Origin of the sequence: Corynebacterium pseudokroppenstedtii, from assembly GCF_019754945.1 — a bacterium.
Classification (GTDB): domain Bacteria; phylum Actinomycetota; class Actinomycetes; order Mycobacteriales; family Mycobacteriaceae; genus Corynebacterium; species Corynebacterium pseudokroppenstedtii.
This window is the reverse complement of sequence record NZ_JAEUWU010000003.1, coordinates 231040-254404: the sequence shown is the minus strand read 5'-3', so window position 1 is coordinate 254404 and position 23365 is coordinate 231040. Positions and strand designations below refer to the sequence as shown.

The following is a 23365-nucleotide window of genomic DNA, read 5'->3' as shown; positions in this document are numbered from 1 at the left end:
ACCGCTCCCCCGATTAACCCCGACCAAAAGCTGCCCGAATGTTGCTATAGCAAGAACACCAACAACATAAACGGCAAAAGCACAATCAACAGCACCGTCCACATCCAGGTGCTCGCAACTAACCGTGACTCCAACTGCATCCTGGCAACCCACGCTAGAAATACTTGCTGCTCGGTTGTCATGGCAGCCTCCTGACCAGGCTCTAGCTCAACAACCACGTGCCGGACACCACGATTACCGCCGGTGAACTGCCCTAATTTGGTCTCATCGGGCGTCTCAAATACGAAGTCCAGTTTGCCGCAGTTGACGATATTAACCGCGGGTATGCCCTCCGACGTATTACTAGATTCGGATACGCCAGCACTGGCCGAGGCCTGATCGGACGATGACGCCTCGGCGATGCCCATGTCGAGAGCAACGCGCTTCGCACGCCCGATCTGCCCTTCTTTCCCTTCGCGCTGTGATTGCGGATCAGCATGGAAATTCTGCCCATCTGGTCCTGATGCGGATAATCTCCCCTTCGTGTGTGGGACAAATGTCCACTCGGGCCACGACTCTGGGTTCGCACTCGATTGAGGGGATGGCTGGTGAGCTCCTCCCGCCACAGCGCCGGATGGCTTCACTCGCGCCGATGTCAGTTCCCTCGACTGCGAAAACTGCGCAATTAATTCGTCGTCACGGAAAAGGTCAAGATGGGCAACGCCACCGTCTTCTTTACGAGGACCCCAGGATAGTTTCATTTAGCACCCTGCCAACCGCTCAGCCAGGTAACCCTGCAACTTATCAATGCTGACGCGCTCCTGCTCCATCGTGTCGCGCTCGCGGACGGTCACCGCGTGATCATCCAGCGTGTCGAAATCGACGGTCACGCAGAACGGCGTACCGATCTCATCTTGGCGACGATAGCGGCGGCCAATCGCACCTGAAATGTCATAATCAACATTCCATAAACCGCGCAGATCCTGCGCCACTTTCTCCGCCGTCGGTGTCAACGTGTCTTTCTTCGACAGCGGGAGAACCGCCACTTTCACCGGGGCCAGGCGACGATCCAGACGCAGCACCGTGCGCTTATCCACACCGCCCTTGGCGTTCGGAGCTTCATCCTCGTGGTAAGCGTCGATAAGGAAAGCCATCAACGATCGCGTCAGACCAAACGACGGCTCAATGACATAGGGAACATAGCGCTCCCCCGTCGGCTGATCAAAGAAGCTGAGGTCCTCACCCGAGCCTTTAATGTGGCTCTGCAGGTCAAAGTCGGTGCGGTTCGCAATACCCATGAGCTCACCCCAGCCTGAGCCCGCGAAACCGAACTGATACTCCAGGTCAATCGTGCGATCGGAATAGTGAGCGCGCTCATTTTCTGGAACATCGAACTTCCGCAAGTGATCAGGATCAATGCCCAGGTCCGTAAACCAGTTCCAACAATCCTCAACCCAGCGATCAAAGTGCTGTGCGGCATCAGCAGGCGGAACGAAATACTCGATCTCCATCTGCTCAAACTCGCGGGTACGGAAAATGAAGTTCCCCGGGGTGATCTCATTGCGGAACGCTTTGCCCAGCTGACCAATACCGAATGGCGGCTTCTTGCGGGACGTCGTCTGAACATTCTTGAAGTTCACGAAAATGCCCTGGGCCGTCTCCGGGCGGAGGTAGTGCAACCCCTCTTCATTGTCGACGGGACCAAGATAGGTCTTCATCAAGCCGGAGAACATTTGTGGCTCAGTCCACTTCCCCGGCTGCCCGGTCTCTGGATCGGGAACATCCGCAAGTCCATTAGCCGGCGGGTGACCATGCTTAGCCTCATAAGCTTCGAGAAGATGATCAGCCCGGTACCGCTTGTGCGTGTGCAAGGACTCCACCAGCGGATCGGTGAAAGTCTTCACGTGGCCCGAAGACACCCAGACTTCACGCGGGAGAATAATGGACGAATCAAGGCCCACCATGTCCCCGCGGGACTGAACAAATGTCCGCCACCACTGCTTCTTGATGTTTTCCTTCAGTTCAACGCCGAGCGGACCGTAATCCCACGCCGACCGAGTTCCCCCGTAGATTTCACCACTCGGATACACCAAGCCCCTGCGTTTACACAGGTTCACCACAGTGTCAATTACCGATGCAGCCACGCAAATCTCCTTGTACTTCACACGACGCGGTACGCCGAACGACGCGTTCTTCACTTCCGGTACATGCTGCGTCATGCGCCCGACGACAAGCCGTCGACGCACCACACATAATCGCGTCCACCAGCCTAGCCCACAGGCACGACACGTCCATAGACGGACACAGGAGAACCCGCCCCTCACGGACTCCTAATAGAATTGTCTTTATGGCTTCATTACTTAACGTTGTACCCGACGCGATAAAAGACCGTTTCCCATCAAAAAAGCACTCTGACAAACACTCTGACAAGCCCTCTAACGACGAGCTCGACCGCAGCGGCAACATCGAAAATAAAGAGCAACCGTCGCGGATCCTTTCCGCAGTCGAGCGCGCCGCAGAAATCCAGGTGAGACCCATTGCGCGTTATGTCGACATGGTGAAATCCAAGCACGAAGGCGAAAGCCCCGCCCACGTCCAAGAAGTCATTAATAAGCACTTCCGACGCCTCGCGACGACGACAGGGGTGGGTGCCGGAGCGTCGGCTGCCGTTCCCGGCGTTGGCACACTCGCATCCTTAGGTGTTTCGACGGGTGATGCGTTCTTATTCCTCGAGCTCACCACGTGGTACACCCTGTCCTCGGCGTATCTTCGCGGAATCGATATTTCGCGTCACAAGGACCGCACCGCCCTCGTCTTGCTCGCGATCAATGGGTCGTCGGCAAACGAAGCCATCGCAACAGTCTTGGGTAGCGGAAGCATTTTCCGGTTAAAGTCTTTGAGCCAACCCGCTGTGGGACAAGTCAATAACCAACTAGCCTCGATGGCTCTCAAGAAGATCCGTAAACGGGCTGCCACCAGCATGGTTGCCAAGGCTCTTCCGCTGGGAATTGGCGCTCTCATGGGCGGTACCCTCAATAGGAAAATCGCATCGAAAGCCATAGAGCACGTCAGTGCAACGCTAGGCGACCCGCCACTCGTGTGGCCCGACACTACCCGTGCCCTGGAGCAAGGTGACTCCGGAACATCCGACGCTGCCACGGCGTTAGAAAACGCATGGGAAAAGATGGCGCAGAGCAGTGGTGACAAGAACACCAGTGACAGCGACACGGACAAAGAGTAATAGTCGGAGCGCTGAGGGCTCTGATCTAATAGCCCCACTACTCTAACCAGCCATTAAAAACCAGCATCTCGCAGAAGCAACCCTCACAATTGTTGGAAGCAAGGAACACGACAACGACGAACACCAAGGACAACTTCACTGGCGCCGTCGCCAGTGAGAAGACTGATGCCGAAGCCCCACGGAATCATGATCTGCGTGGCCTTTTCCATGTGTGCATGATCCACCCGTACTACACGTGGGGAGCGATGGTGGCCACATTGGCCGTCACCATCGCAGAAATCTTAATTCCGCTTGTCACTGCACGGGCCGTCGATACAGCAACAGAACAAGCGCGTCCCACCGCCTTGTGGTCGTGGATAACCGCATCGACCGGGTGGACACCACTCACCGCTGTGGTTGTTGTCATGGTGGTTATCGCGCTCTTGAGATACGCGTTCCAGTTCTCGCGACGCTACCTAGCAGGACAAATGAGCCAATGGGCACAACATGAGCTCAGGATTCGTGTCCTCGGCAGCCTTGTCCGTCTCGGCGGTAAAGATCAAGACGAAATACGCACGGGACAAGTTGTCTCCCGATCTATTTCCGATCTCAACATGGTTCAGGGCCTCCTCGCAATGTTTCCTCTCGCTGCAGGGAGCGTCGTTAAGTTTGTCATCATTCTTGCGGTGATGTTCACTCTGTCATGGCAGATGTCGCTGGCTGCGGTGATTGTGACGCCCATCCTGGTCGTCGTCGGGTTATGGAGTAAACGCTCAATCTTCGCGTCGACCTGGACAGCCCAGCAGCAGGCCGCGAATGTTGCTACTCATGTTGAGCAAACCGTGACGGGTGTGCGAGTGGTTAAGGGATTCGCGCAAGAGGAACGCGAGATTACCACTCTGGACAAACTTGGCCGGACACTGTACGCGCTGCAAATGCGCGCTGCTCACCAACAAGCCAAATTCCTACCGACGCTCGCTGAGCTGCCGAACCTCGCTTTGGTTGCCAATGTGGCAATCGGCGGTTGGCTCGCGTTGAACGGGCATATCACCATCGGTATTTTCCTCGCCTTTTCCACGTATTTGACGACGCTCACCGGCATTTGCCGCATGTTGTCCAATATGGCTATCTCGATGCAGATGGCTCTGTCATCCGTTTCCCGCGTCTTCGATGTTGTCGATCTGGACGCGGATTCTGATCCTGCGTCCCCCTCACGTATACCCGACGGGCCGCTTGGGATTTCCTTTGATAACGTGTCCTTCTCCCAGCCGCAGAAGGACGTTGATAATGATCCGGTGAACTCGTCGAAAACCACCGGCGACCGCATTCTCAATCACTTCTCCCTTGACGTTGCTCCAGGCGAGACGACTGTGCTGGTAGGCCCACCCGGCGCGGGTAAAAGTATGCTCGTCCAGCTAGCCGAAGGGTTTTACCCCTCCTCAGAGGGAACAATTCGATTAACAACTTCAAGGCACCCCTCTCCTACTCACGACGGCACCAGCGACGGCTCGGGCGTCGGCACACACGAACTTCCCACCGACGGATCTGCCTCCGACCATGAGTCCGTCGATATTACGGATATCCGGAAATGCGACCTACGGCACGCGGTTTCCGCTGTCTTCGATGAGCCCTTCCTCTATTCGCGGTCTGTGCGCGAAAACATTGCGCTGGCGAACCCGCGGGCGACGGATGAGGACATCATCTCCGCAGCTAAGGATGCCAGTGCCCATGACTTCATCATGGAGCTGGAGGATGGCTACGACACTGTCGCTGGGGAACGTGGCCTGACACTATCGGGTGGGCAGCGCCAGCGTATTGCATTAGCGCGCGCCTTAGTCTCCGGCGCCCGCGTGCTTATTTTGGATGACGCGACCTCGGCTATCGACGCCACGACCGAGGCTGCCATCATCGGGGCGTTGAAGGCGCGGAAAGGATCCGTCACTCTGCTCCTTATCGCGCACCGCCATTCCACTCTTGCGTTGGCAGACCACATTGCGCTCATCGAGGCTGGCACCGTTACCGCGTACGGAACTCTGGAGGAGCTCCAGGAGTCAAGCCCGCACTTTTCCCAGCTCATGGCCTTGCCACGCCACGATGATGACGCACCCCTTCCCTTCGACGACGGAGATGAACCGGACGTCGCGACGCTCTGGCCAGCGGATCAAGACATGGATGAGCCCGGCGCGGCAGCCGCCGCAGGAGATGCCCTGTCGGAGTCGGGGGCGGCACTAGCTGGCAGTGGCCTAGGTGCTGGCCTGGGCCAAGGAAGCTCAACCTCCGGGATGCCCGCTACACCTGAGGTACTGGCGATGGTCGAAAAACTTCCTCCGGCTACGGAGAAACCCAAGGTCGATGCGGAATCATTCCGACATGACTCAACCCCATTCAGTTTGCGTGGGTTACTCGGCACGGTGAAGTGGCTGCTAATAGCTATCATTCTCACGTTGTTTGTGTCCGTTACTGCCGACGTCGTCTTCCCCTCCCTCGTGCGCCATGCCATTGACGACGGCGTCGGCAATAAAGATACGGGCGCTCTGGTCACCGCAACCGTGTTGGGGCTGGTTATCGTGGTGGCAGCATGGATTGCCAGCACGATCAACACTATTTTGACGTCGCGGGCGGGCGAACGCCTGCTCTATGGGCTCCGTTTACGGTCCTTTGCCCATGTTCAGCGCCTCGGGCTTGATTACTTCGAAACTACTCAATCCGGGCGGATTATGACCCGCATGACCACCGATATCGACTCCCTGTCGAAGTTCCTTCAAGCGGGTTTGGCCCAGGCCATCGTTTCGGGGGCTACCTTAATCGGTGTCAGTATCATGCTGCTTGTGACAGCCCCTCGCCTGGCTTTGGTGGCGCTGACATCGTTGCCCATTGTCATTGTGGCCACTGTGGTCTTCCGGCGGATTTCGTCGCGGTTGTATTCGGAGGCTCGCGGCCAAATTTCGACGGTGAATGCGGATTTTCAGGAACTTGTCAATGGTATCCGCACCTCGCAGGTGTATAACCAGCAGGACTCGGATGTTGAGCGTTTCACACATAGCGCGCTGGAGTATCGACGGCTGCGTATGCAGGCGCAAACCGCAGTCTCCATTTATTTCCCTGGCATCAATGCGCTCTCCGAATTGGCCTCCGCTGCCGTCGTGGGAGTGGGTGCAGTCATGGTGCTCAATGGCACGGTGACGGCTGGTGTGCTTGTGGCCTTCATGATCTACATGAACCTCCTCTTCGCACCCATCCAGCAGCTATCTCAGGTTTTCGACATGTATCAGCAGGCCGAGGTTGGATTGCGACGTATTAGTGATTTGTTGTCTCAGTCGACGTCAGTTCCTGATACTGGGCAGGAAACCCACGTTCCGGAGGGCTCCTTGTCATTAGACGACGTCACCTTCGCGTATTCGAACGGTGTGGACGTCCTCCACGATGTTTCAGAGACTATCGACGAGGGCTCCACGGTGGCGGTCGTTGGAGCGACGGGCGCGGGTAAATCGACCATCGTGAAGTTGTTGGCGCGGTTTTATGACCCGACGGCTGGCGCGGTGCGAGCAGTGGATACAGATATCCGCGATATCACCTTGACAGCATGGCGTGGATCGCTCGGATTCGTCCCGCAGGAATCACACCTTTTTGCAGGGACTATCGCGTCAAATATCGCCTATGGCAAGCCCAACGCGACACCGAATGACGTCATCCATGCTGCGCGATGCATTGGGGCCCTACGCGCCATCGCCGCAATCCCCGGGGGCTTCCTTGCGCCGGTGGGTGAAGATGGGCGCGGGCTATCCTCCGGCCAGCGTCAACTCATCGCGCTAGCGCGCGCAGAACTGGTAAAACCGCAGATCATGCTTCTTGACGAGGCCACATCGACGCTTGATCCGGCCACGGAAAAAACCATTCTTTCCGCTAGTACGAGGTTGATGTCGAATCGAACGAGCGTGATCGTAGCCCACCGTTTGGCTACCGCTGCTCAAGCGGATCGCATTCTCGTGATGGACGGGGGGCGAATCGTCGAGACTGGGAATCACGATGAACTTCTCGCCTGCCAGGGAATCTACGCTGACCTGTGGAAACATTCTACCTCCGGAGGGAGCGACACCTAGTTCACACCAACGGGGGCACCCTCTTGTGCGGAAAAGACCTCCAAAAGGGTCCCGTTTTGGGCGACAAAAGGGATAAGCGGTTACTCTGTAGAGAAGTGAGTCACAATCGACGAAATGAGGCGAGCACCCGCTGTGAACAGCGATAATTCCTTCGGCCAGAACCAGTGGCTGGTCGACGACATGTACCAGCAGTTCACGAAGGACCCGGAGTCAGTGGATAAGGAATGGCGCGAGTTCTTTGAGAAAAATGGCGCCCCCGAATCGTCGGCTGGCACCGAACCCTCCGGAGCTCACAAAGGTACCAATAGCAATACTGCTGCAAAGAAATCTGATAACGCTTCTTCCTCATCTGACGAAGCAAAAACTATTAAGGGCAAGCGCGCTGAACACAAAGCCGCAGAGAAGAAACCCTCTCAACAAAACGTGGCCGAAAAGACGGCCGACCGAACAGTGTCACACATTGAGGAGCCTTCAGCCCACGCCCGGAACACGAACCAAGCATCGGCACCTGCCGCGGCGAAGCCCGCCCGTCACGACGCACCGAAGGTTCATAAACGCGCACAAGTTCAGCGCGAATTACGGGCCAAGAAAGAGGCGCCCTCCCAGAAGCGTGACCACGTCGATATTCCTTCGTCCTTGCCTGAGGCTGGTTCGAAGAAGATACGTGGGCCGCAAAAGGCCATTGCAAGGAATATGGACATCTCGCTAGAGATTCCGACTGCAACGTCGGTTCGCGATATGCCTGCGCGGCTCATGTTCGAAAACCGCGCGATGATTAATGAGCAGCTCAAGCGCACGCGTGGTGGGAAGATTTCCTTCACCCATATTATTGGGTACGCGCTGGTCAAAGCTGTTTTAGCTCACCCGTCGATGAACAATCGCTACGAGGTTGTCGACGGCAAACCCACCATCGTCACACCAGAGCACATCAATTTGGGCCTGGCCATCGACATGACGAATAAGGATGGCAGCCGCAATTTGGTTGTTGCGTCCATCCCGGCTGCAGAGACGTTGTCATTCTCAGAGTTTGTCGACGCCTACCAAGACATTGTCGTCCGTGCCCGCAATGGCAAACTGACGATGAAAGATTTCCAGGGCGTCACCATCTCGCTGACCAACCCGGGTGGCATCGGTACTCGCCACTCGATTCCCCGGTTGACAAAGGGACAGGGAACGATCGTCGGCGTCGGATCCATGGATTACCCAGCGGAGTTCCAAGGTGCGTCAGAGGACCGCCTGGCGGAATTAGGCGTCGGCAAGCTAGTTACTATTACGTCGACTTATGACCACCGGATTATTCAGGGTGCGGAGTCCGGAGAATTCCTCCGTGAGCTCGGCCGTCTCCTGATTAACGACGAATTCTGGGATGACATTTTCAAGTCCCTGAAGATCCCGTATGTCCCCTTCCGGTGGGAGCAGGATCTGCCCAACATTGGGGTGGATAAAAATACCCGCGTGATGCAGCTGATTGAAGCGTATCGGTCACGTGGTCACTTGATCGCGGATACTGATCCGCTGCAGTGGCACCAGCCGGGGCTTCCTATCCCCGACCACCGCGATCTTGATTTCGCCACGCATGGGCTGACCTTGTGGGATCTGGACCGACGCTTCCATGTTGGTGGATTCGCTGGGCAAGAGGTTATGACGCTTCGCGAAGTGCTGAGCACCTTGCGGTCTGCCTACACCCTGAAAGTCGGTTACGAATACAACCACATCCTGGACCGCGACGAGCGCCTCTGGTTGGAAGAGCGCATCGAGGCCGGCCAACCCAAGCCGTCACGCGCTGAGCAAAAGTACATTCTGCAGAAGCTCAACGCTGCTGAGGCCTTTGAGAACTTCCTCCAGACGAAGTACGTCGGGCAGAAGCGGTTCTCCCTCGAAGGTGCGGAGTCTCTCATTCCGCTCATGGATGCCGCCATTGACACCGCCGCTGCTCAGGGGCTCGACGAAGTTGTCATCGGCATGGCTCACCGCGGGCGGCTGAACGTCCTGGCGAATGTCGTCGGCAAGCCTTTCTCGCAGATCTTCACCGAGTTCGAGGGCAATATCGACCCCGCCTCCCCCGGTGGGTCCGGTGACGTGAAGTACCACTTGGGTGAAACCGGCCACTTCATTTCCATGTTCAATGACGGTGAAGTGGATGTCACGCTCACGGCGAACCCGTCTCACCTGGAGGCTGTGAACCCCGTCGCGGAGGGCATTGCCCGAGCCAAGCAGGACATTCTGGACCGCGGCAATGAAGGCTTCTCTGTGATGCCGATCCTGGTCCACGGTGACGCTGCGATGACGGGCCTGGGCATCATGCAGGAAACCGTCAACCTGTCGCAGCTGCGCGGCTACACCGTCGGCGGAACTGTCCACATCGCGGTGAATAACCAGATCGGATTCACGACGACCCCGGATTCGGGCCGGTCCAGCCAATACGCGACGGACCTGGCGAAGGCATTCGGGTGCCCCGTGTTCCACGTCAACGGGAATGACCCCGAAGCTGTGGTGTGGGTTGCCAAGTTGGCCGTCGAGTACCGACGCCAGTTCGGCAAAGATGTGTTCATTGACCTGATCTGCTACCGACGCCGTGGCCACAACGAAGCTGACGATCCGTCGATGACGCAGCCCGAGATGTACCAGATCATCGATAACAAGCCGACCGTCCGCGACATTTACACCCGCAGCCTGGTCGGGCGTGGTGATCTCTCTGAGGATGAGGTCGAGATCGTTAAGCGCGACTTCCGCGAGCAACTGGAAACCGTGTTTAATGACGTCCGTGCTGCCGAGAAGGGTGGCAAGCCTGCCGAACAATCGGGTATTACCTCGGCACAAGAGCTGCCTCGCGGGCTAGATACCTCGATTACGGAAGAAGAAGTTGCCGCTATCGGCGACGTCTTTACCAACCCGCCCGAAGGGTTCCATCTCCACCCGCGCGTCGCTCCGCTGGCGAAGAAACGTGGCGAGATGTCGCGTAACGGCAAGATCGACTGGGGATTCGGCGAGCTTCTCGCCCTCGGTTCGTTAGCGCATGAAGGCAAACTCGTTCGCCTGGCCGGTGAGGACACTCGCCGCGGTACGTTCACCCAGCGCCACGCGGTCTACATCGATGCGGAAAACTCCGACGAGTACAACCCGCTGCAAAAGTTGGCGCAGGACGGCGACAACGGTGGCCGTTTCCTGGTCTACAACTCCGCGCTGACGGAGTTCGCCGGGATGGGATTTGAATACGGCTATTCCGTCGGCAATCCCCATGCTGTCGTCGCGTGGGAAGCACAGTTCGGTGACTTCGCCAATGGTGCGCAAACAATTATCGACGAGTATGTGTCGTCGGGTGAGGCCAAGTGGGGCCAGCAATCGAGCCTGATCCTCCTGCTGCCGCACGGCTATGAGGGCATGGGCCCGGATCACTCCTCCATGCGTATCGAGCGCTACCTGCAGCTGTGTGCTGAGGGCTCGATGACTGTGGCTCAGCCGTCCACACCGGCGAACTACTTCCACCTTCTCCGGCGTCATGCTTTGGGTGATCTTCGCCGTCCGCTGATCGTGGCGACGCCGAAGTCGATGTTGCGTAACAAGATGGCGACCTCCTCGGTGGAGGACTTCACCACGGTCAAGCGCTTCCACTCGGTGATTAATGACCCGAACTTCGTCGATGCCGACGGCAACGCCACCGGAGATACGTCGAAGGTCAAGAAGATCCTTCTGGTGTCCGGCAAGCTGTACTGGGATTTGGAGAAGCGGCGTCAGAAGGATGGCCGTGATGACCTGGCCATTATCCGTCTGGAAATGCTGCACCCGGTACCGTTCCGTCGCTTGAAGGAAGCGTTCGATATGTACCCGAACGCCACCGAGATTCGGTTCTGCCAGGATGAGCCTGCCAACCAGGGACCGTGGCCATTCCTCGCGCTGCATCTGCCTGAGCTAGTGCCCGACATGCTTCCCATGAGGCGCGTGTCCCGACGTGCTCAGTCCTCGACGGCGACCGGTGTATCGAAGGTGCACCAGATCGAGGAGAAGCAGCTGATCGAAGAAGCTTTCGCGGACTAGGGCACAGACCTCTACTCCACGAAAGCAGTGGCCCGTCACGTACTCACGTGGCGGGCCTTTCGTGTGTTCCGATGCGGAATGCGCACTCCCCTACCAGCTGCGCGGGAAGCGCCTACCAGCTGCGGAAGCGCTTAGTCTTCTTTGGAAAATGCCAGCCCTTGTGATTGCAGATAGTTCTTCGCCACACGGTCAGCGGGCGCAGATTCCGCTTTCTTGTAGAGCTTATCCAGGTCGCGGGTCGAACCAAGGTTACCTGATACCCACGTAAGAGAACGCCGATCTTCCGTGCTCATCGTGGGCTTGAGATACACCGGCACGATGTTCTGCGGGAGCGTGACCTCGTCCTCGGGGGTATCACTACTGGCGTTCCGCGTCTCCGTCTCCGTGGAACACTGCGCATTCGACGCATCCGTCACGCTGATATCAGACGGCAGAGATTCCGCAATTTTCTCCCACACCTTGCCTATCGTATTGCCCGGGGCTTTGCCCTGCCGGACATTCTTCTTCATCTGGTCGAGGACCTTGCTGGCCGCATTCTTATCCAGATAGTTCAGCAAATCACCCGCGCACACCAGGACGAGCGTATTTTTCCCGGCGCGCACGGACTCAATCGCGTCCTGCACATTATCTTCCGACGCCTGCGTTTTGGCTTTTCGCGGCGTTGGGCGCCCAGCGTTGGTTGTGTCGAACACCTGGTCATAAAGCGCGGCGGTAATGTCGTCGTATTTCCCGACGGCTGCCGAGATCAGCACGGGGTCGGTGTCGGTGTAGGGCAGCTTTTGCACAGTGGAGACCGCGGTTGACGAACTCCCTGAGTGACCATCGTCGTCGCCAAAATCTGCCGTGACATGGCATGATGTCAGGCCGCTGAGCGCAAGGGCTGCCACCACACTGGCGGTAACGCTCTTTGTCATTCTGGTGACTCTTTTCATGCTATGACCACCACATCCACCACAGAACAATTGCAATAATGACCAGCGCTCCCACCGACCAGAGCGCCGCCCCAAGACTCCTCGAGCGGTCCGCGCGGTGAACCATGAGAACGGACACGACCGCGCTCACAGCATGGGCAACGACCATTTGTCCCCCATGTGTTGTCCAATCAGTGCTCGGCACCAGCTGGACCACGATTAAGACCACCGTAGCCAGCACCATTCCCGACGCCAACCCTGCGGCTATGCCGCGAATCAACGACACGAGAGGGGTGACCCGAGTTTTCTGATACCACTGCCGCGTTTCCGCAACGTCATACTGTCCGACCATCGTCTCGAGTTTAGCCAACCCGGCCGCTAAACCAACCTACGGCTCGTCTTGGGCCCGCAACCCCTCGAGTGACGACCCGCACGAGACAAGGTGGTGAGGTTTTCTCACCGGCGCTCGGTAGCATAAGTAACTATGCCTCGGAATGATGACTACCCCGACACCGGTGAGCTAGTTCGGGCTGTGGAACATGAAGCCGTGATGAACGCGCCGGACTGGATTATCAACACCACCGACGCCACTCATTCCCCCGAGCCCTCGCACCATCCCGTGGCGCGGTGCGCGGTTTTCGTTGAGGGACGCAAAGTCGATGGTCCCTTCACCATTGCGTCGGCTCTGGACCGTGTTCACCAGGAAAACCAGCACGGTTCATCCGATCCCCACACCTCACACTCCGAGGAGGAACCTACCCCACGGGCGTTCGTCTGGGTATCGCTGGTCTCTCCCACCATGGAGCATATGGAGCCGATTGCGCGTCTGTTCCACCTCCATTCCTTGACGGTGGAGGACATCGTGAAAGCCCGCCAGCGCCCGAAGCTCGAGATCCTGGGCGATTATGTTTTCATCGTCGCGCGCACGGTTCATTACGACCCCTCCCCCGTCGATAGTACGAACGAGTTCATTGAGACCAATGAGCTACACATCATCCGGGGCAAGGATTTCGTCCTCACTATCCGACACGGCGACGAGCCTATTCCCGACAATGTTCGGCAACGCCTTGAGCGTTCGCCTCAGCTGACGTCGGTCGGGCCGGCGTCGGTGGCGTATGCCCATTTGGACTGGCTTGTCGACGATTACCTCCACATTGCGGAGGAACTCGAGGAGAAGGTTGACACCATGGAAGACCAGGTGTTTATCCCGGATTCGCCCGTGCATATTGAGCCGATTTACATGCTCAAGCGAGAGAACCTTGAGATGCGGCATGCCCTCGACCCCATGACCGCAGTTCTCAAAACGCTGACGGTGACCAAAGGGACCGCGGGCAAGAGTGTTCGGTCGTTGTATGGGGACATCCTGGATCACCACACCATTGCGGCCGATCGGATCATTAGTTACGACGAACGCCTGTCGACGCTGCTCGATTCCGCCGTCGCCAAGGTGTCGCTGCAGCAGAATACGGATATGAGGAAGATATCGGCGTGGGCTGCGATGGCGGCGGTTCCGACGTTGATCGCCGGTATTTACGGCATGAACTTTGACAACATGCCGGAGACACATTGGGCCGACGGGTACTTTATCGTGCTCATTGTCATGTTCTCCGCGTGTGTCGGTTTGTGGCTCATTTTCCGACGAAACAAGTGGCTGTGAGGGCTACGCCACACCTCTTACTTCCTGCTTGACCAGTTTTTGCGCGACAAAATCTCGCGGCCACGTTGCGCTGACCGGGGTTTACTCAGAACGTCGTATCGGCCCGCGACGATCTGCGTCGTCGACGCAAAATCTCGGCGTCCCTTCATCGCACCATACGGAATAGCGACAGAAATCAGGCCGAAGAGGGCACCCATTGCTGCACCCAACGCCAGGGGACCAAGAAACTCGTTGGTAAATAATCCGACGAGGAGGCCGAAGAAAACACCCATCCACGCGCCTGAGATCGCACCGCCAGAGAGCACCTTGCCCCATGACAAGCGTGATGTGACACGTTCAACCTGCATCAAGTTCACGCCGACGATGGTGATGTCATCCACCGGGAAATCTTCCTCATCAGAGAGAGAATCCACCGCGTGTTGTGCAGATTCGTAATCCTCGAAGCTACCGATGGGCCATCCTTCGGGGCGTTGCGGTAGCCCTTGGGAACCTTGTGCGCCCATGGTGGCACCGAAACCTGAGGCAGAGGGTGTAGTCATGCCCTTAGCCTACTGAAATACGGCTATGAGGTAAACACCCAGTACACTGTCGGACGTGAGTGCCGTGAATCGAGTTTTTGCTGGTCGCCTAGCGGGAATGGTTGTCCTTGGCCCCGATGGTGAATCGATTGGTCGCGTACGCGATATCGTCGTCACCATCCGGCCCCGTGGCATGGCTTCCCGCACGATTGGCCTAGTTGTTCAAGTTGCTGCGCAAAACAGACAGATCTTCGTCCCTATGCTTCGCGTCGCGTCAATCGATCCGCGGGAAATCACCCTTGTTTCAGGTTCTGTCAACCTTCGACCGTACCAATCCCGCGCCGGTGAATTGCGCGTCATGTCCGAGTTAGTGGGCTCCAAGATCCACATCGACGATCCTGAGCATGAGGATCTGCATGGTCGCCCGGTGGATATCGCGGATGTGGAGATCGAGAAGTCGCGTACCCGTGACTGGATTATCAGCCGCGTGGCGGTGTCTAAGGAGCGCAACCGTTTCGGCCGTCGGCCACCTCTGTCAGTAGTGGAGTGGAACCATGTTCATGGTTTATCCGTCTCCGGTGCGGGTCCTGCTGATGCAACGGCGGAAATCCTCGCGGAATTCGACGACATGCGCCCCGCCGACATTGCTCAAATCCTGCATGACCTTCCCAGCACCACACGGAATAATGTGGCCTCTGAGCTGGAAGATGCCCGCCTGGCCGATATCCTCCAGGAGCTTCCTGAGGACGAGCAAATGGGGGTCTTGGAAACGTTCGACATCGAGCGTGCCGCCGACGTGTTAGAAGAGATGGATCCCGATGACGCCGCGGACCTCCTGGGCGAGATGCCTGATGATAAGGCTGATGTCCTCCTTGAGCTGATGGATCCGGAGGAATCAGAGCCTGTCCGCCGACTGATGAGTTTCTCCCCAGAGACCGTGGGTGGCTTGATGACATCGGAGCCGATCATTTTGACTCCGCAGGCCACAGTGGCTGAAGCTCTTGCTCATGCTCGTAACCCTGATTTGTCGACGTCGTTAAGCTCGATGGTGTACGTGGTGCGCCCTCCGAAGGCAACGCCGACGGGTAAGTACCTGGGCACGGTTCACATCCAGAAGCTCTTGCGTGAAGCGCCGTCGACCTTGGTCTCCAGTATTTTGGACCCGGATCTTCCCCCACTTTTTGCCGACGACACCCACGAGACGGCTGCCCGATACTTTGCTACCTACAACCTGGTGTGTGGTCCGGTCCTGGACGAGGACAATCACCTGCTCGGTGCCGTTGCAGTGGACGATTTGCTGGATCACCTCCTCCCCGAGGGGTGGCGTGAGCAGGAAATCCGCCCTGAGGCGGGATCATCGGGCCACCAGGCTGGCACGTTGGGGCGCGCTGCTGGAGCCCACGGTGCCCCCGCCCGTAGTTCCCGTGCTCAGAAGGCGGGGTCGGTCATCGTGAAGAAAGCCGGTGAGCGGCGACGGGACCGCCAACAGGGATCCACTCCGCAGGGTCCGTCGGCAGGGAATTCTCACTCAAACTAACCCACGAGAGGGGCTTATTATATGGCTGATTCGTTTGCTCGAACTGACCTGGACACTCCGGTCTGCGCTAAGCGCCGCTCGTTACTGTCGATGGATGGTGATGCGGTCGGTGTTGCTGCAGAAAAGGTTGCTCGTTTCCTCGGGACCGGTAAATATTTAGGCTGGCAGACCATCATCGTGACGGCCTGGATCCTCCTAAACATTGGTGGAATGTGGTGGAACTGGGACCCGTACCCATTCATCCTGCTCAACCTCGCCTTTTCCACGCAGGCGGCCTACGCAGCTCCCCTGATTTTGTTGGCGCAGAACCGCCAGGATGACCGCGACCGCGTCACGCTGAATGAGGACCGACGCCGTGCTGCTCAAACCAAGGCGGACACGGAATTCTTGGCACGCGAGCTCGCCGGGGTTCGTATCGCCCTGGGAGAAACGGTGACCCGCGACTACCTGCGCCACGAGCTCGAGGACCTCACCACCGTTCTGCAGCGCATTGAGGGCCGCCTGGATGACGCTGCCGCGGATGCGCCGGTGGACCTGGAATACATGGGTGATGATGAGCGTCGCGCGGGACTGGACAGCCCTAGCGGCCAACACAATGAGTCGTCGTAGGATGGTGGCGTTATGGCATCTGAATCTACTATCACCGAATCCACTGTTCGCGACGCATTAGCCCAGGTCAAAGACCCCGATATCGGCATGCCGCTCACCGATTTAGGCATGGTGAAATCGGTAGCCGTCGACGGCGCTGATGTTTCGGCGGAGATTTATCTCACCATCGCCGGTTGCCCCATGAAAAATAAGCTTGTCGACGACTCTCGCGCGGCGATCGAGGGCATCGAGGGTGTCGGCAACGTCACCGTCACCACGGATGTCATGAACGACGAGCAACGCCACGAGTTGAGGAAAAAGGCCCGCGGTGGCGTCGACGAGCCGGAAATTCCGTTTAGCAAGCCTGATTGCCACACGCGTGTGTACGCTGTGGCCTCTGGCAAGGGTGGCGTCGGTAAGTCGTCGATGACTGTCAATATTGCCACTGCGCTGGCCGCGAAGGGGCTGAATGTCGGGGTGCTTGATGCCGATATTTACGGCCACTCGATCCCCGGAATGTTGGGCTCCGACGACCGCCCCTACCAGGTGGACGACATGATCATGCCGCCGCAGGCACATGGCATCAAGATGATCTCCATCGGCCACTTTATTGAAGGCAACTCCCCTATCGTGTGGCGCGGCCCCATGCTGCACCGCGCTATCCAGCAGTTCCTTGCCGACGTTTTTTGGGGCGATCTTGATGTTCTGCTTCTCGATCTGCCCCCCGGCACCGGCGATATTGCGATTACCGTTGCCCAGCTCATTCCGAATGCCGAACTCCTCATTGTGACGACGCCACAGATGGCCGCGGCTGAAGTCGCTGAGCGGGCAGGGTCCATCTCGCAGCAAACTCAACAGCGCATCGCCGGTGTTATCGAAAACATGAGCTACTTCGTGATGCCTGATGGCTCACACAACGAGATCTTCGGCGAAGGCGGCGGCGAGATTGTCGCTGACCGGCTGTCCCGGATTACGGGGACTGAAGTGCCGCTGATGGGGCAGGTTCCTCTTGATCCCGCGTTGCGCGAGGGTGGCGACGGTGGCGAACCGATCGCCATTTCGTCACCCGATTCTGAAACTGGTGCGGCGCTGAACGCCATCGCAGACCAGCTCACTCACCGTCGGACGTCTTTGGCGGGTAAGTCGCTGGGCCTCGGAGTGACGCCGTAGCGAGGTGCTGGGGCCCGGTGCTCCGGAGTGTTAAGAAAAACTAGAGGACCTCGTCAAACCCACTCCAGGAGCCGTACACCGGCTTCTTAGCGTCATTGGATTGTGTCTGCGATTCTTCGTGAGCGGGTTCAGCGGAGGATGTTCCCGGCTCCGCTGTTGTCGTACCTTGGCTACCCTCACGACTCTGCGAACCCGAGTGGGAACTCGCTACGTCACTACCGGCACTACCCTGGTTTTGGTTTTCCCCTGAGGTACCCGATGCTCGGGATCCCGCGCCAGGCTTCGCCGTCGACGTGTTGTCGTCAGCAGTCTTCGTCGAGGAGGGCTTGTCAGCGGCGAAATAGTCTTGGATAGCCCGCTGCGGGGTGGTCGTCCTCATGGTCTGCAAGGGCTTATCGATCGCGTCTTTCGTCGCATCAAGATCGGTGGTGTCGTCGTCGAAGAGGGTTTTGGCGATGAATCCCTTCGCCCCCATTGATCGGTACGAATTGAATTGCCGGAGGGGTTCGCTAAATTCTTTGATCGGCTCGCTGAATTCTCGGAGATCCTCGCCTAGTTCACCGTCGATTTGTTTCCGCGCATCTGCGACGGCGTTTTTAATGGCCAGCCGGACCGCACGGATTTCCTTCATAACGCCTGGTAAACGGTCGGGACCGATGATGAGGAAGCCCACCACCACAATGATGATGACTTCCATCCAACCGATACTTGAGAACACGTCAGATATTGTACAGAGCTTGGCAAATGGGACGGCGGATTGACGACGAGACCCCTGCCGGCCTGTCAGGTTGGTGATCCGTCAGCGTTTTGGTGAATTACTGCGATCTTTCCATGCGCATCGTAACTGGTCAGCGTATTCACCGACCGTGTCCATGGCGCTCATCGCCCCGTTCTCGACGGTGCGCATCACCCCAAAGGCAGCACTTTTCGCCGCGCTCAACGCATTGTCGTGCCGTAGGTCGCTCAGTTCGTCGCCTTCCCCATATCCATCGGAGCGGTGGGAATCGGCATTGTCATGATCGCCGCTTGTGGCCTGAGCTTTCTTTCCCTGGCGCTGGTGTCCGGCTTTCGCTGGCGACCCGCTGGGATTCTGCGGGTCACAGTTGGTCGGGATTGCAGCCAGCTTGTGCAGGAGTTCCGTCGACATGTGGACGGGTTCGTTAGCTGCTTCCCTCATGCGCTGGGCGGCATCGCGCTGGGCTTTGACATCGCGTCGACATTCCTCACAATGTACGAGGTGGCGGAGAACTCGACGTTGGGCACGCGGGGGCATTTCGCCGTCGACAAATGCGGCCACAGCTTCTTCTGAAAGATGCTCAATCGAAGAGAATTGTCGTGGCTTTGACGAACGGCCCATTGGACATCACCCCTTGCACACTACAATTCGCCCGGCCAGGCTCAGCACGCGAATTATCGACGAAGCACTGACACCGTCAGGGTATGTTCCGACGATGGATGCGTCGATGATCTCTTTCTACCCAACGTAGTGCAAAATGCCTTCGGATGACTGCAAACTCTTCCTCAGCTGGGCACGACCGCGGTGAATGCGGCTACGCACGGTTCCCATTTTGATCCCTAAGGTGTCTGCTATTTCGTCGTAGCTCATGCCGACAACGTCACAAAGCACGACGGCAACGCGGTAATCGGTCGGCAACGAGTCCAAGGCTTTTTGCAATTCCGGATCAATATTGGCGTCGATATAGGACTGCTCGGGGTCATTCCGTGTCCCCGGCACTGCATCATAGTTCTCGGGCAGTGCTTCCATTCGGATTGTCTGACGCCGACGCACCATGTCCAGGAACAAATTGGTTGTGATCCGGTGGAGCCAGCCCTCGAATGTTCCCGGTTTGTACCGTTTGAGCGACCGGAAAACCCTCATAAACGTTTCCTGGGTCAGATCCTCAGCGTCATGAGTATTACCACTCAGACGAAGAGCGAGGCGGTACACACCATCCGCGTGCTCCGAAACAAGCTCACTCCAGCTAGGCATTTCCCCTGATCCAGCATCAAATGCTGCGGTACCAGTGCGAGGTTCGCTCCCCACAGGGTGGTTAGCCATTACATCATCGCCTTTATGTGGGTCGATTGTGGAAGCTGAGGTCGTGCGAGTAGGTGTATTCGGTTCGGAACGGTGAAAAGCGCCTGCCGCCAGTGTCATGATTTAACCGTCACATGCATTCGTTTCCGAAGCATGAATTCCGCCTGGGAAATTCCTGTGAAGGTGAAACCACTGAAATCACGAACCCGCGGGGCATGTCACGAGGGGAATTGTAAATCATTTCCGCAGGAAAAGCCACGAATGTCTGCTTCATTGTCGCAGTTATGGGCGAGCCACACCCTTTACTCTGTCTCTATCACTAGCATGAATAACCGTGACCGATTCTGCTCTTGACCTGATGACTGACTTTATTAACGCCACCACCGACGAATCCGACGCGATGGGCTTTGCGCGCGATGCCGCCGACGAGCTCGGCCTCACCGCTCCCGACGAACTCACGGCGTCGTTTTTAACGACGATTAGTTCCTCGTACTGCAGGGATAAATCGGCAGTTGTTGTCTCCCCCTCCGCGTGCGTGTCAGGCTTAGCCATCCTCGCGGGAATGGGCCCGAGCGGTCATGTGACCTGCATTGACACGGAAGCAATCCACCAGCGTGTTGCCCGCCAAGCATTCACCGCGGCCAACATTCGCTCCAACCAATACCGTTTCCTCCCCTCGCGCCCACTCGAGGTCATGACCCGGCTGGCAGCGCGCTCATACAGCCTGATCTACGCCGAAATTGCCCCGGCCGACGCATCAACCCTCGTCGACGAGGCTCTAGAACTTCTCGAACCAGGCGGGCTGATTATCCTCGCGGATATTCTTCTCGACGGCACGATCGCGAATCCTGCGCGAAAGGACCGCGATACCGCCGCGGCCCGCCGTCTCGACGAGTCGCTCCGCGACCGCGAGGACATTTACTTCTCCCGGCTACCGCTGGGTGCCGGGATGGTTTTGATCTCGCGGAACGAAGCCGCACCGGCGAGCTAGCGTCGGCTGTTAATCCTCGTCAGCGCCGTGGAGTTCGTAATTCTTCGGGACACACACGACACCGCCCTGGGACAGTGTGAACCGTTCAGAATCGCGAGCACGATCCACGCCAATGAGCGCGTTATCTCCGACGCGGACGTTCTTGTCCAAAATGGCGTGGCGAACCACAGCACCTTTGCCGATGCGTACGCCATCCATCAGGACACAGCCCTCGACGCTGGCGCCTTCTTCGACAACAACGCCCGGCCCAAGAACTGAATTACGCACGGTTCCAGCGGAAATAATGCACCCTGCAGCCACGATGGAGGACTGCGCAATTCCGCCTTTGACGAATTTCGCCGGCGGCAAGTTGCTGTCGTCAGACGTGTGAATCGGCCACTTGCGGTTATACAGGTTAAAGACAGGGTACACGCTGATGAGGTCCATATGGGCTTCATAGAAAGCGTCGACAGTACCGACGTCGCGCCAGTAACCGTGGTCACGATCGGTTTCCCCGGGCACAACATTGCGGGAAAAGTCGTGAACGTGCGCCTCGCCCCGGTTCACGAAATACGGGATGATGTTGCCGCCCATGTCATGCGCTGAGTTTTCGTCTTCAGAATCCTCTTTCAGGGCATCGATTAACGCCTGGGTTGTGAAGACGTAGTTGCCCATGGAGGCGAAGGTCACGTCGGGGTCATCTGGGGTCGCCGGCGGATCGGCTGGCTTCTCCAGGAACTCCGTAATCGTGCCGTCGTCGTCGGCTTGAATGCAGCCGAATGCGGTTGCTTCTTTGCGCGGCACACGGATGCCGGCGACGGAACACGCCGCTCCTGACTCGATATGTTCCTTCACCATCTGTTCGGGATCCATGCGGTACACGTGGTCCGCGCCGAACACGATGATGTATTCAGGATCTTCGTCGTAAATGAGGTTGAGCGATTGCAAAATGGCGTCTGCTGAACCCGTGAACCACCGTTTCCCGAGCCGCTGCTGGGCGGGCACTGGGGTGATGTATTCACCCGCTAATCCGGAGAGTTGCCACGATTGCGAAATGTGCCGGTCAAGTGAGTGAGATTTGTATTGGGTTAAGACGCAAACCTTCATATACCCGGCGTTGACCAAGTTCGATAAGACAAAGTCAATTAAACGATATGAACCCCCAAAAGGAACAGCTGGCTTGGCACGGTCGGCCGTGAAGGGGAAGAGTCGCTTCCCTTCGCCGCCCGCGAGGACAATGGATAGGACGTGTGGTTGGCTCCTCATGGGTACTAATTTATTCAGTCCTCGCTATTTATGCTGGACAAGTACCCCTGTTCTCTCCCCCGTTGCCTTTGCCGGAAGGCAGTGTGTCACCCCGACCGACTAGGCTCACAGTCATGCGCGTAGCGATGATGACTCGAGAATATCCCCCGGAAATCTACGGTGGCGCCGGTGTCCACGTGGCCGAGCTCACCCGGCATTTGCGCGAGCTGTGCGATGTCGACGTTCACTGCATGGGTGGGCCGCGTGACGAAGCCGATGTGTACGTGTCCAACTCCGACGATGCTCTTGCCGACGCTAACCCTGCCCTCAAAACCTTGTCGACGGGGCTACGGATGGCGAACCTGGCGTCAGCATCAGATATTGATGTTGTCCATTCACACACGTGGTACGCGGGGCTTGGTGGGCATCTGACCGGGCTGCTCAAGGGTATTCCCCATGTGGCGACGGCACACTCCCTGGAGCCGCACCGGCCGTGGAAACGTGAGCAGCTGGGCGGCGGCTATGACGTGTCATCGTGGTCAGAGAAGAACGCGATGGAAAACGCCGATGGGCTGATCGCCGTTTCGCGGAAAATGAAGGACGCCATCCTGGATGCGTATCCGCGTATCGATCCGGACCGCATTCACGTTGTTCTCAACGGTATCGACACGAAGCTGTGGCGTCCTCGCCCGACGTTTGCCGAAGCGGAGCACTCGATATTGGCTGAGCTGGGCGTTGCCGAAGATAAGCCCATCGTCGCTTTCGTGGGACGAATCACACGGCAGAAGGGTGTGGCCCACCTGGTGAAGGCCGCGCACAACTTCGACGAGGACATTCAGCTCGTGTTGTGTGCAGGTGCACCGGATACTCCGGAAATTGAGGCTGAGATCGCCAACCTGGTCGAGGAGTTGAAGTCCACTCGCGACGGTGTGTTCTGGGTGCGCGACATGCTCCCCCATGACTCACTGCAGGAGATCCTCAGCGCCGCCTCGGTTTTCGTGTGCCCGTCCATTTATGAGCCTCTGGGAATCGTGAACCTGGAGGCCATGGCGTGCGATACCGCCGTCGTCGCCTCTGATGTGGGAGGTATCCCTGAGGTTGTGAATGACGGTGAGACGGGTGAACTGGTCCACTACGATGCCGACGATATCGGCGCGTTCGAAGAAGGGCTGGCCAGTGCGGTCAATCGCATCGCCGGCGACTCTGACCTTGCGAGCCGAATGGCGAAGGCAGGTCGTGAGAGGGCCGTCACGACATTTAGCTGGTCGACGATCGCACAGCAGACACTCGATGTGTACCGGTCATTGATGTAGGATCCCCCGAACTACACCATGTGGACCCGCGCCACGTGGAACAGCACCACGTGGGCCCGGTACCTGAGGGCGGGCCCTAGGCAA

General features: G+C 57.8%; 18 protein-coding genes. 9 read left to right on the top strand and 9 right to left on the bottom strand.

Features of this window, described 5'->3' with window-relative positions:
- Positions 1-44: 44 nt before the first annotated feature.
- Positions 45-740 carry a hypothetical protein gene (locus JMN36_RS06335; RefSeq protein ID WP_221924029.1) on the bottom strand — a complete coding sequence of 232 codons (696 nt, stop codon included), beginning with the start codon at positions 738-740 and terminating at the stop codon, positions 45-47.
- Positions 741-2123: a glycine--tRNA ligase gene (locus JMN36_RS06330; RefSeq protein ID WP_204583079.1), complete on the bottom strand. Its 1383-nt coding sequence runs from the start codon at positions 2121-2123 to the stop codon at positions 741-743.
- A 203-nt stretch (positions 2124-2326) separates the two neighbouring features.
- Between JMN36_RS06330 and JMN36_RS06325 the strand changes: the two genes are divergently transcribed.
- The 3 genes from JMN36_RS06325 to JMN36_RS06315 all read left to right on the top strand — a co-directional run bounded on the left by JMN36_RS06325 (position 2327) and on the right by JMN36_RS06315 (position 11334).
- Positions 2327-3220, top strand: a complete 894-nt coding sequence (locus JMN36_RS06325; protein WP_221924028.1) for a hypothetical protein — start codon at positions 2327-2329, stop codon at positions 3218-3220.
- 215 nt (positions 3221-3435) lie between these two features.
- Positions 3436-7299 (top strand): ABC transporter ATP-binding protein, encoded by a 3864-nt coding sequence (locus JMN36_RS06320; RefSeq protein ID WP_412728571.1) that lies wholly within the window; start codon positions 3436-3438, stop codon positions 7297-7299.
- Between the two features lie 180 nt (positions 7300-7479).
- Complete coding sequence (locus tag JMN36_RS06315; RefSeq protein ID WP_412728570.1) at positions 7480-11334, top strand: multifunctional oxoglutarate decarboxylase/oxoglutarate dehydrogenase thiamine pyrophosphate-binding subunit/dihydrolipoyllysine-residue succinyltransferase subunit; 3855 nt, start codon at positions 7480-7482, stop codon at positions 11332-11334.
- A gap of 131 nt (positions 11335-11465) precedes the next feature.
- Here the strand turns inward: JMN36_RS06315 and JMN36_RS06310 are convergent, their stop codons facing one another.
- Positions 11466-12248, bottom strand: a complete 783-nt coding sequence (locus JMN36_RS06310) for a type 1 glutamine amidotransferase family protein (RefSeq protein ID WP_204088278.1) — start codon at positions 12246-12248, stop codon at positions 11466-11468.
- A 19-nt stretch (positions 12249-12267) separates the two neighbouring features.
- A complete protein-coding gene (locus tag JMN36_RS06305; protein WP_012731301.1) occupies positions 12268-12597 on the bottom strand; it encodes a hypothetical protein in 330 nt (109 codons plus the stop codon).
- A gap of 132 nt (positions 12598-12729) precedes the next feature.
- On the opposite strand from JMN36_RS06305, the gene JMN36_RS06300 reads away from it, so the two are divergent.
- Complete coding sequence (locus JMN36_RS06300) at positions 12730-13902, top strand: magnesium and cobalt transport protein CorA (protein WP_204088277.1); 1173 nt, start codon at positions 12730-12732, stop codon at positions 13900-13902.
- Between the two features lie 17 nt (positions 13903-13919).
- Here JMN36_RS06300 and JMN36_RS06295 read toward each other — a convergent pair whose 3' ends face one another.
- Positions 13920-14441, bottom strand: a complete 522-nt coding sequence (locus JMN36_RS06295; protein ID WP_204088276.1) for a general stress protein — start codon at positions 14439-14441, stop codon at positions 13920-13922.
- Between the two features lie 55 nt (positions 14442-14496).
- On the opposite strand from JMN36_RS06295, the gene JMN36_RS06290 reads away from it, so the two are divergent.
- From JMN36_RS06290 to JMN36_RS06280, 3 genes are read left to right on the top strand one after another with little or no spacing between them, the layout of a single operon-like run.
- The gene (locus tag JMN36_RS06290; protein ID WP_236881632.1) at positions 14497-15957 is read left to right on the top strand and encodes a magnesium transporter MgtE N-terminal domain-containing protein; all 1461 of its coding nucleotides are present in this window, start codon (positions 14497-14499) and stop codon (positions 15955-15957) included.
- A 21-nt stretch (positions 15958-15978) separates the two neighbouring features.
- Positions 15979-16566: a DUF1003 domain-containing protein gene (locus JMN36_RS06285; RefSeq protein ID WP_204088275.1), complete on the top strand. Its 588-nt coding sequence runs from the start codon at positions 15979-15981 to the stop codon at positions 16564-16566.
- A gap of 12 nt (positions 16567-16578) precedes the next feature.
- Positions 16579-17715: an Mrp/NBP35 family ATP-binding protein gene (locus JMN36_RS06280; RefSeq protein WP_204088274.1), complete on the top strand. Its 1137-nt coding sequence runs from the start codon at positions 16579-16581 to the stop codon at positions 17713-17715.
- Positions 17716-17755: 40 nt separating this feature from the next.
- Here the strand turns inward: JMN36_RS06280 and JMN36_RS06275 are convergent, their stop codons facing one another.
- The 3 genes from JMN36_RS06275 to sigE form a co-directional block, all read right to left on the bottom strand.
- The gene (locus JMN36_RS06275) at positions 17756-18433 is read right to left on the bottom strand and encodes a twin-arginine translocase TatA/TatE family subunit (RefSeq protein WP_204088273.1); all 678 of its coding nucleotides are present in this window, start codon (positions 18431-18433) and stop codon (positions 17756-17758) included.
- An 81-nt stretch (positions 18434-18514) separates the two neighbouring features.
- Positions 18515-19072: an anti-sigma factor family protein gene (locus tag JMN36_RS06270; protein ID WP_204088272.1), complete on the bottom strand. Its 558-nt coding sequence runs from the start codon at positions 19070-19072 to the stop codon at positions 18515-18517.
- Positions 19073-19189: 117 nt separating this feature from the next.
- Entirely contained in the window at positions 19190-19774 is a 585-nt protein-coding gene (sigE, locus tag JMN36_RS06265; protein WP_204088271.1) for an RNA polymerase sigma factor SigE, read from the bottom strand.
- A 313-nt stretch (positions 19775-20087) separates the two neighbouring features.
- Here sigE and JMN36_RS06260 point away from each other — a divergent pair, with 313 nt between their 5' ends.
- Positions 20088-20744: an O-methyltransferase gene (locus JMN36_RS06260; protein WP_204088270.1), complete on the top strand. Its 657-nt coding sequence runs from the start codon at positions 20088-20090 to the stop codon at positions 20742-20744.
- Between the two features lie 9 nt (positions 20745-20753).
- Here the strand turns inward: JMN36_RS06260 and glgC are convergent, their stop codons facing one another.
- The gene (gene glgC / locus JMN36_RS06255) at positions 20754-21989 is read right to left on the bottom strand and encodes a glucose-1-phosphate adenylyltransferase (protein WP_012731291.1); all 1236 of its coding nucleotides are present in this window, start codon (positions 21987-21989) and stop codon (positions 20754-20756) included.
- A 113-nt stretch (positions 21990-22102) separates the two neighbouring features.
- Between glgC and glgA the strand changes: the two genes are divergently transcribed.
- The gene (gene glgA / locus JMN36_RS06250) at positions 22103-23281 is read left to right on the top strand and encodes a glycogen synthase (RefSeq protein WP_204088269.1); all 1179 of its coding nucleotides are present in this window, start codon (positions 22103-22105) and stop codon (positions 23279-23281) included.
- The last annotated feature ends 84 nt before the right edge of the window (positions 23282-23365 follow it).

Coding starts and splice junctions, on each gene's coding strand:
- JMN36_RS06335 (WP_221924029.1), bottom strand. CDS start 740: ATGAAACTATCCTGGGGTCCTCGTAAAGAAGACGGTGGCGTTGCCCAT.
- JMN36_RS06325 (WP_221924028.1), top strand. CDS start 2,327: ATGGCTTCATTACTTAACGTTGTACCCGACGCGATAAAAGACCGTTTC.
- JMN36_RS06320 (WP_412728571.1), top strand. CDS start 3,436: ATGATCCACCCGTACTACACGTGGGGAGCGATGGTGGCCACATTGGCC.
- JMN36_RS06315 (WP_412728570.1), top strand. CDS start 7,480: ATGTACCAGCAGTTCACGAAGGACCCGGAGTCAGTGGATAAGGAATGG.
- JMN36_RS06310 (WP_204088278.1), bottom strand. CDS start 12,248: ATGACAAAGAGCGTTACCGCCAGTGTGGTGGCAGCCCTTGCGCTCAGC.
- JMN36_RS06305 (WP_012731301.1), bottom strand. CDS start 12,597: ATGGTCGGACAGTATGACGTTGCGGAAACGCGGCAGTGGTATCAGAAA.
- JMN36_RS06300 (WP_204088277.1), top strand. CDS start 12,730: ATGCCTCGGAATGATGACTACCCCGACACCGGTGAGCTAGTTCGGGCT.
- JMN36_RS06295 (WP_204088276.1), bottom strand. CDS start 14,441: ATGACTACACCCTCTGCCTCAGGTTTCGGTGCCACCATGGGCGCACAA.
- JMN36_RS06285 (WP_204088275.1), top strand. CDS start 15,979: ATGGCTGATTCGTTTGCTCGAACTGACCTGGACACTCCGGTCTGCGCT.
- JMN36_RS06280 (WP_204088274.1), top strand. CDS start 16,579: ATGGCATCTGAATCTACTATCACCGAATCCACTGTTCGCGACGCATTA.
- JMN36_RS06270 (WP_204088272.1), bottom strand. CDS start 19,072: ATGGGCCGTTCGTCAAAGCCACGACAATTCTCTTCGATTGAGCATCTT.
- sigE (WP_204088271.1), bottom strand. CDS start 19,774: ATGGCTAACCACCCTGTGGGGAGCGAACCTCGCACTGGTACCGCAGCA.
- glgC (WP_012731291.1), bottom strand. CDS start 21,989: ATGAGGAGCCAACCACACGTCCTATCCATTGTCCTCGCGGGCGGCGAA.
- glgA (WP_204088269.1), top strand. CDS start 22,103: ATGCGCGTAGCGATGATGACTCGAGAATATCCCCCGGAAATCTACGGT.